Here is a 7,997-nt window from a genome sequence, read left to right as displayed (position 1 = left end):
GTTGAAGTGAACGGACCGTTCGCCCAATCCCCTTGGACGAACGGTCCGTTCACTCCGGCTCCGGCACCGTCAGCCGCCGAAGTGATCAGCCTTGACGGCGGCTAAGAAGTCCTCCCACCGCGCGGCGTCAACGGTGAGATGCCCGGCGCCACGATCCTTCGTGTCCCGGACAGCCGCCCCTGCGTCGCGGTGACCGATCTCGACGCAGTTGTCGGTATTGACGCTGCGGCTGGACTTCCGCCATCCCCGCACCTGCTCGCACATCCCGTTTCCTCCTACTCGTCGAGGATCTCGGCGATGAGCCGGGAAGACTCGTCCTGGCCCGACGTCCATCGACCGGCCCCGGTTTCTCAACCGCCGAAGCGATCAGCCTTGACGGCGGCTAGAAAGTCCTCCCACCGCGCGGCACCAGCGGTGATGAACCCGGCACCACGATCCTTCGAGTCCCGGACGGCGGCACCTGCCCCGGCACGCCCCACCTCTACGCAGTTGTCGTTCGGGTTGGAACGACTCGGTTTGCGCCAGTAGCTCGGCGACATCTGCACGGCTCTCCCTCTTGGTCTCGGTCGCTCCTGACGCAAGCAGTGCCAGTGACCCACCTGGCGCCACCGCCGTCGCACTCAGCTTCGCCCAGCTCGTCACGATAAGCCTCCACATCGGCTTTCTCGTACAAGACGGTAAGACCTCAGAAGTGTTCGAGGTGCACGGTAGGCGCGGCCTTCTCGAACCCGGCAAGCACTCGGACGGGCGAGGTCGAGGACGAGCGGAACCTTCCCCACCGCTCGTCCTCCCGGAGCCGTTGCCTCCGAGCTCCGGTCGGGCCGTGCCGCCGACGATGCCCACTCCATCGGGCGAACCGGCGAACGGGTGCGGTGGTGATCATCGGGGCGGGTGTGCTGCCACGACGGGGTGCGGCGCTTCGCAGACCACGGTGTGGGAGCGGTTGACCAGCACGATCTTGCGTCCTAGCGTCAGCCGTCGTGCGCAGATCGACTTCCAGTGCCGGTGTTCCCGGTGGGCCGGGCCTGTCCCGGCGGACCCTGCTGACCGCTTTCGGCGTGGGAGCGCTGGGGCTGGGCGCCGCCGGGTGCGGCTCGAACACCGGGCGGGGCGGCTCCGCGCCGGGCTCGTTGCAGCAGTGGTACCACGCCTACGGCGAGGACGGCGTGCACGACGCCGTGCTGCGCTACGCCGCCGAATACCCGCGCGGCGAGGTCTCGGTGCAGTGGAATCCGGGCGATTACGATTCGAAGATCGTCACGGCGTTGCAGAACAGCGCGGTGCCGGACGTGTTCGAGGCGCAGGTCAAGGTCGACTGGGTGCGGCAGGGCCAGGTCGTGCCGCTGGACGACCTGATCGCCGACGTGCGCGCCGACTTCCCCGCACAAGTGCTGGAGACGGCGACCGTCGAAGGGCGGCTCTACGGGATTCCGCAGGCCGTCGACACCCAGGTGCTGTTCTACCGCAAGAGCAGGCTCGCGGCGGCGGGCGTGCGCCCGCCCCGGACGGTCGACGAGCTGATCGACGCCGCGAGGCGGCTGAACTCCCCCAACGGCAAGGGACTCTTCGTCGGCAACGACGGCGGCGTCGGCGTGCTCGGCGGACCGCTGCTGTGGTCGGCGGGCCTGGACTACCTCAGCTCCGACCAGCGCCGCACCGGCTTCGACGATCCGCGCGCGGCGACTGCCTTCGGCAAGCTCGCCGAGCTCAACGACAGCGGCGGATTGCTGCTCGGAGCGCCCGCCGACTGGTCCGATCCGAGCGCGTTCATCGACGGGCTCGTCGCGATGCAGTGGACCGGGCTGTGGAACATCCCGAAGGTCGCCGCCGCGCTGGGCGACGACTTCGGCGTGCTGCCGTTCCCCCGCCTCGACGCCCACGGCGCCCCGTCGGTGCCGATCGGCGCCTACGGCGCGATGGTCAACGCGAAGAGCGCGAACGTGAGTGCCGCCAAGGACTTCCTGCGCTGGCTCTGGATCGAGCGCACCGACCACCAGACCGAGTTCGCCACCGGGTTCGGCTTCCACATCCCCGCCCGCACCAGCCTCACCGACCAGGCCGCGAACCTGCGCTCCGGACCCGCCGCCGACGCCGTGCGGTTCACCCGCGAGCACGCCCACCTCGTCGGCGGCCCGCTGTGGAGCTCGGCGGCGAACTCGGCGCTGTCCGACGCGCTGTTCCGCATCGCCCGCCAAGGCGCCGACCCGGTGGCGCAGACCCGCGAGGTCGTCGCCGCCTCGGACGCCGAGCTGAAGCGCCTGCACGGGTGAGCACGCGCCCCCGCCGCGACGCCCGTGACTTCTGGCTGTTCGTCGGACCACTGCTGCTCGGGCTGATCGTGTTCTCGTACGTGCCGATCGGCTGGAGCCTGTACCTGAGCTTCTTCGACGCCCGCAACACCGTCACCCCCGAGGTGTTCGTCGGCGTCGGGAACTACACCGCGATGCTCACCAACGAGGCGTTCCTGTCCAGCCTCGTCACGTTCAGCGCGTTCGCCGTCGCCATCGTGCCGCTGACCTACGTGGCCGCGCTCGCCCTGGCGCTCGCCGTGGACCGGGTGAAGTTCGCGAAGGCGTTCTTCCGGTCGGTGTTCTTCCTGCCGTTCGCCTGCTCCTACGTGGTGGCCGCGCTGATCTGGAAGACGTCGCTGTTCTCCGGGGTGAACTACGGGCTGGTCAACAGCGTGCTCGGCGCGTTCGGGATCGACCCGGTCGCGTGGACGGGCACCGCCGACCCGCCGCTGTACTGGATCGTGCTGATCACCGCGCGGCTGTGGCTGCAACTGGGCTTCTACATGCTGCTGTTCATCGCGGCGCTGCAACGCATCCCCGACCGGCTCTACGAAGCCGCGTGGCTCGACGGGGCGAAACCGGGCTGGCAGGTGTTCCGGTACATCACGCTGCCGCAGCTGCGCGGAACCAGCGTCGCCGTCCTGCTGCTGTTGCTGATCAACGCGTTCCAGGCGTTCGACGAGTTCTACAACATCCTCGGCGACGCCCGCGGCTACCCGCCGTACGGCCGGCCGCCGCTGGTGTACCTGTACTACACCGCGCTCGGCTCCGGCGGCCAAGACCTCGGTCGCGGCAGCGCGGGAGCGGTGATCCTGTCCGTGCTGATCGCGGTGGTGACGCTGGTGCAGGGCAAGGTGCTCGGATTCGGCAAGGGGCGCGACCGGTGAGCCGCGCCGGGGCGGTGCTGCGGTGGGCGGCGCTGGTGGTCGCGGCGGCGCTGTTCCTGCTGCCGTTCTACCTGCTGATCCGCAACGGGCTCGCAACCCGCGAGGAGATCACCTCACCGCAGTGGACGTTCCTGCCCGCCGAGCTGCACTGGGAGAACGTCTCGGCGCTGTTCGCAGGCACCGAGGTGCCGTTCGCGCGCAGCCTGCTCAACTCGGCGGTCGTGGCCGTGCTGCAGACCGCGGGCGAGCTGCTGCTGTGCTCGGCCGCCGGATACGGGCTCGCGCGGATCCCGTACCGGCATTCCGGCAAGGCGCTCGGCGTGGTCGTGGCGACGCTGCTGGTGCCGACCTCGGTGACGTTCGTGCCGAGCTTCGTGCTCGTCTCCAGCCTCGGCTGGCTCTCCGACCTGCGCGGACTCGTCGTGCCCGGACTGTTCAGCGCGCTGAACACGGTGCTGTTCCGGCAGTTCTTCCTGGACTTCCCCGGCGAACTGGAGGACGCGGGCCGCATCGACGGGCTCGGGCGCTGGGGCGTGTTCCGGCGCATCGTGCTGCCGAACTCCACCGGGTTCCTCGCCGCCATCGCGGCGATCACGTTCATCGGGAGCTGGAACTCGTTCCTGTGGCCGCTGGTCATCGCCCAGGACTCCTCGTCGTGGACGGTGCAGGTGGCGCTGTCCGGGCTGCTCACCGCGCAGAACCCGCAGCTGAACCTGCTGTTCGCGGCGGCGGCGATCTCCATCCTGCCGATCGTGCTGCTGTTCGCCGGCCTGCAGCGGTACCTGGTGCGCGGCGTGACGGAGACCGGCGTCAACGGGTGACTCTTCGCTGGTAACGGCCCTGTTGCCGCGGTTTCACGGCTTCGACACGAGCCGGGCCGAGACTGGAGTTCTCCGGTCGCACGGGCCGATCGCTCGGTCCGGAGCCCGGACGTCGCACGAGGAAGGAGCCGAACCGTGCTGCACGCCCTGGGCGCTCTCGCCGTCGTCACCGCGGCCATCGCCGGTTTCTGCGCCGGATACCGCTTCGACGCCCACCGCACGTCGGCGCCGACGCTTTCGGAGTGAACGGACCGTTCGTCCAATCCCGTTGGACCAACGGTCCGTTCACCCCACAACGGCACCCGCCGCGCAAGATCCACAACACCCACCGTCGAACCCACGGCACGTTGAGTGAACGGACCGTTCGCCCAATCCCTTTGGACCAACGGTCCGTTCACTCCGAATCCCTCGACCTGCCGCAGCGCATCACCAGATCCACAACGCTCGCCACGCCTCTCGTTGCCGAGTGAACGGACCGTTCGCCCAATCCCGTTGGACCAACGGTCCGTTCACCCCACAACGGCACCCGCCGCGCAAGATCCACAGCGCCCACGGCACGAGTGAACGGACCGTTCGACCAATGTCGTTGGTCGAACGGTCCGTTCACTCGCTCAGATCGGCGCGGTTCGCATGCTGGAGGTGGGCTTGGTCGGAGTGAACGGACCGTTCGTCCCATCTCGTTGGACGAACGGTCCGTTCACTTCGCATCGGGTGCGCACGGGCCGACGAGCCTCGGCAGGCAGTTGATCTTGAGGGCGCGCCGATCATCCCGGCGCGGATGGCTCAGCTGTCGAGCAGGCCCGCGTCGTGGGCGAGGATGGCCGCTTGGACGCGGTTCGTGCAGTCCAGCTTCGCGAGCAGCCGGCTCAGGTGGGCCTTCACCGTGCCGACCGCCATGTGCAGGTGCTGCGCGATCTCCGCGTTCGACGACCCGGCGCCGACCTGCCGCAGCACATCGGTCTCCGCTTCGGTGAGCGCGGCGAGCCGCCGCCGGGCCGGTTCGGCGGCGTCCGGCGAGAGCAGGTGGCGTTCGATGAGGCTCCGGGTGATCTGCGGCGCGAGGATCGGTTCGCCGTCGGAGACTTGGCGCACCGCCCGGATCAACTCGGCGGGCCCGGTGTCCTTGAGCAGGAAACCGCCCGCCCCGGCACGCAGCGCCCGAGCGACGTTGCGATCGTCGCCGAACGCGGTGAGCACGATGCTGCGGGTGCGCGGCGCCTCCCGCGCGATCCCCGCCACGGCGGTGATGCCGTCGCCACCGGGCATCTGCACGTCCAGCAGGGCCACGTCGATCTCCTGGTTGCGGCAGGCGTGCAGCGCGGCGGGCCCGTCGGCGGCCTCCGCGACCACTTCGACGTCGTCGGCGTTGTCCAGGATCAGCCGGATGCCGGTGCGCATCAAGGCCTCGTCGTCCGCGATGAGCACCCTGATCATGGACGTCATCGTAACGTCACCCGTAGAAGGCGGCGGCCACCAGGACCGCCACCGCCAGCAACATCAGCAGCCCCAGGAACACCAGCAGGCATCCGGCGCCGACGGCGCGCGGCAACGTCAGCACGTCGGCGTCGAGCACCGGCGGCGGCTCCCGCACCGGCCCGGTGTCCTGCCGCGGCGCGGACACCGGTGGCCGCGCGGGCAATTCCGCCGTGAGCGCGAACCCGCCGCCCGGTGCGGCGGCACCCGCGAGCGCACCGCCGAGCATCCTGGCGCGTTCCTCCAACCCGGCGAGGCCGCTGCGCAGTCCGGGCGCGTGCCGGTTCGCGCCCTCGCCCGGACCGTTCTCGACGCGGACCTGGATCGGGTCCGACGCGGTCACCTCGACCACGGTGGACGCTCCCGGCGCGTGCTTGTGCGCGTTGGTGAGCCCTTCCCGCACGATGCGGTGCACGGCGTGCCGAGTCCGCGGGTCCGCTTCGTCGAGGTCCGCGCCGCGCCAGTCCAGCGACACGGGCAGCCCCGCGGCCCGCGACTCCGCGACGAGGTGTTCGACGTCGCCGCGACGGCCGCTGCGCTCGTCGAGCGCGTGGTGCGGCTCGTCCGTTCCGGACCGCAGGACGCCGAGGATCTCGCGGAGTTCGGTGAGCGCCTCCCCCGCGGTGGTGCGCACGAACGTCGCCTGGTCGCCGAGCTTCGGCGTCTCCTTCGCCGCGGACAGCTCCAACGCCCCGGCGTGCAACGACAGCAGCGAGAGCCGGTGGCCGAGCATGTCGTGCATCTCGCCCGCGATGCTCGTCCGCTCCGCGGAACGGGCCTGCTCGGCGGTGAGGTGGCGGGCCTGCTCCAGGTAGTCGTTGCGCTCCCGCAGCAGTCGCACCAGCGGCTGCCGCTCCCCGAGCAGGGCCCCCGCGATCATCGGCAGCACCAGCTCGACCGCGAGCACCGTCACGTGCAGCCCGGCCAGCTCGCCCGGCGTCGCGGCGGGGGATTCGACCAGCGTCGAGAGCACCGCCCGCGCCACGACCGCGAACAGCACCGCGGACCACAGCCGCCGGTCCCACCGCACCCGCCTGGCCGCGGTGAACGCGACGATCATCGACGCGATCAACCCGGCGATCACGGCACCACCCGTGACCAGCAGGGGACTCATCACCAGCGCGCCGACCGGCCACCTCCTGCGCGCGAGCACGAGCACGGCGGCGAACAGCGCGCTGAGCAGGGTGACGGGCAGCGGCGGCGGATCGAACCGCACCACGGCCGCGCTGAACGGCCCGTCCGCCAGCAGCAGCACGAAGCACACCGACTCCAGCACCACCGTGCGGCGGGGCGCGGCACGCACGGCGGCGCGGATCTCGTCCGCCTCAGCGGCCACAGCGGACGGAATCCGCGCGAATTTCTCCCAGAGCACAACGACATTCTTGCCGCACCCCGCCTGGACCGGTAGCACCGGGCGGCCAGTGATCCGTGGCCGATCGGCCACCGGTCGTGGCCGGTCGGCGGCAGAGCGGACCGGGCCCGCGCCACTAGCGTCGATCAGGACCGTTCGACGTGAGGACTCAGATGCTTCAAGAGCAGCAGCCGCCGACCACCCCGGTGGAAGCCGTTCCGTACCACCTGTTGCAGCGCACCTCCCGGCACCGCTGGTGGCGCCCCCTGCTCGGGTTCGTGCTGCTCCCGGTGCTGGCCGGCGCCTTCGCGCTCGTGGTGGCCGGGGCGCTGATCGGGCTGGCCGCGTTGAACGGCGTCGAGATGGACGACTTCGGGTTCACCGACCCGACCTGGGAGTACGGGGCGATGATGCTGTCGGTCGCCGCGCTGCTGCCCGCGGTGCTGGTCACGGCTCGCTGGGTGCACGGCCGCCCGGTCGGCAAATTGTCCAGTGTGGACGGACGGTTGCGGTGGCGGTGGATGTGGCGCTGCGCGGGGTGGGCGCTGTTCGGGTACGCCGCCGTCCTCGCGTTCGACCTGGCGCGCGGCTCGACACCGGACCTGGCCGGGTGGCCCGGCTGGCCGCACTACCTGCTGCTCGCGCTGATCACGCTGGCGGTCGTGCCGTTCCAAGCCGCCGCCGAGGAGTACCTGTGCCGCGGATTCCTGCTGCAGGGCTTCGCTTCCTGGCTGCGCACCCCGTGGCCGGGCGCGGTGCTCGCGGCGCTGCTGTTCGTGGTCCTGCACGACTACGACGATCCGCTGGTGATCGCCGACCTGTTCGTGACCGCGATGGCGATGAGCTGGCTGACGATCCGCACCGGTGGCCTGGAGGCCGCCATCGCGCTGCACGTGGTGAACAACGTCAGCGCCGTCCTGCTGGACTCGACGCAGGGCGTGCCGGGAATGGAGCAGGCGGGCGACTTCTCGGCGTGGGAGGTGCTGCCGATCACGCTGCTGACGGTGCTCTACACCTGGTGGATCGATCGCCTCTTCCGCCGTTCCGGCCTGTCCCGCACCTTCCGGCAAGCCGAATCCGCGGAGTGAACGGACCGTTCGTCCAATCCCGTTGGTGGAAGCCGTACTGGCCCGTGTTCCGCGCCCGCTGCGGGATCGTGCGGTGCGGCACCGCG

Annotated in this window: 8 protein-coding genes; 4 read left to right on the top strand and 4 right to left on the bottom strand. The window is 70.6% G+C overall.

All coding sequences use genetic code 11. From position 1 onward, the window contains the following. Positions 1-69: 69 nt before the first annotated feature. Positions 70-264: a DUF397 domain-containing protein gene (locus tag ACWD38_RS29670; RefSeq protein WP_184478512.1), complete on the bottom strand. Its 195-nt coding sequence runs from the start codon at positions 262-264 to the stop codon at positions 70-72. A gap of 86 nt (positions 265-350) precedes the next feature. Continuing rightward, positions 351-539 carry a DUF397 domain-containing protein gene (locus ACWD38_RS29665; protein WP_450125386.1) on the bottom strand — a complete coding sequence of 63 codons (189 nt, stop codon included), beginning with the start codon at positions 537-539 and terminating at the stop codon, positions 351-353. A 528-nt stretch (positions 540-1,067) separates the two neighbouring features. Between ACWD38_RS29665 and ACWD38_RS29660 the strand changes: the two genes are divergently transcribed. Genes ACWD38_RS29660 through ACWD38_RS29650 form a run of 3 tightly spaced genes read left to right on the top strand, consistent with a single transcriptional unit; the run spans position 1,068 to position 3,999 of the window. Beyond that, positions 1,068-2,270 (top strand): ABC transporter substrate-binding protein, encoded by a 1,203-nt coding sequence (locus tag ACWD38_RS29660; protein WP_425503601.1) that lies wholly within the window; start codon positions 1,068-1,070, stop codon positions 2,268-2,270. Then, entirely contained in the window at positions 2,267-3,178 is a 912-nt protein-coding gene (locus tag ACWD38_RS29655; protein WP_184478510.1) for an ABC transporter permease subunit, read from the top strand. Before ACWD38_RS29660 ends, ACWD38_RS29655 begins: the two co-directional genes overlap by 4 nt. After that, positions 3,175-3,999, top strand: a complete 825-nt coding sequence (locus ACWD38_RS29650; RefSeq protein ID WP_450125385.1) for a carbohydrate ABC transporter permease — start codon at positions 3,175-3,177, stop codon at positions 3,997-3,999. Before ACWD38_RS29655 ends, ACWD38_RS29650 begins: the two co-directional genes overlap by 4 nt. A gap of 783 nt (positions 4,000-4,782) precedes the next feature. On the opposite strand, the gene ACWD38_RS29645 is transcribed toward ACWD38_RS29650, so the two are convergent. Continuing rightward, positions 4,783-5,433, bottom strand: a complete 651-nt coding sequence (locus tag ACWD38_RS29645) for a response regulator (RefSeq protein WP_450125384.1) — start codon at positions 5,431-5,433, stop codon at positions 4,783-4,785. A 16-nt stretch (positions 5,434-5,449) separates the two neighbouring features. Next, positions 5,450-6,808 (bottom strand): histidine kinase, encoded by a 1,359-nt coding sequence (locus ACWD38_RS29640; protein WP_184478506.1) that lies wholly within the window; start codon positions 6,806-6,808, stop codon positions 5,450-5,452. A gap of 188 nt (positions 6,809-6,996) precedes the next feature. Between ACWD38_RS29640 and ACWD38_RS29635 the strand changes: the two genes are divergently transcribed. After that, a complete protein-coding gene (locus tag ACWD38_RS29635) occupies positions 6,997-7,911 on the top strand; it encodes a CPBP family intramembrane glutamic endopeptidase (RefSeq protein ID WP_450125383.1) in 915 nt (304 codons plus the stop codon). The last annotated feature ends 86 nt before the right edge of the window (positions 7,912-7,997 follow it).

It is taken from the genome of Saccharopolyspora sp. NPDC002578 (assembly GCF_053592695.1).
This window is presented reverse-complemented; position numbering and strand designations above follow the sequence as displayed.

Excerpts from the sequence above, each read along its gene's own strand:
- ACWD38_RS29670 (WP_184478512.1), bottom strand. The coding sequence starts at position 264 with ATGTGCGAGCAGGTGCGGGGATGGCGGAAGTCCAGCCGCAGCGTCAAT.
- ACWD38_RS29665 (WP_450125386.1), bottom strand. The coding sequence starts at position 539 with ATGTCGCCGAGCTACTGGCGCAAACCGAGTCGTTCCAACCCGAACGAC.
- ACWD38_RS29645 (WP_450125384.1), bottom strand. The coding sequence starts at position 5,433 with ATGATCAGGGTGCTCATCGCGGACGACGAGGCCTTGATGCGCACCGGC.
- ACWD38_RS29635 (WP_450125383.1), top strand. The coding sequence starts at position 6,997 with ATGCTTCAAGAGCAGCAGCCGCCGACCACCCCGGTGGAAGCCGTTCCG.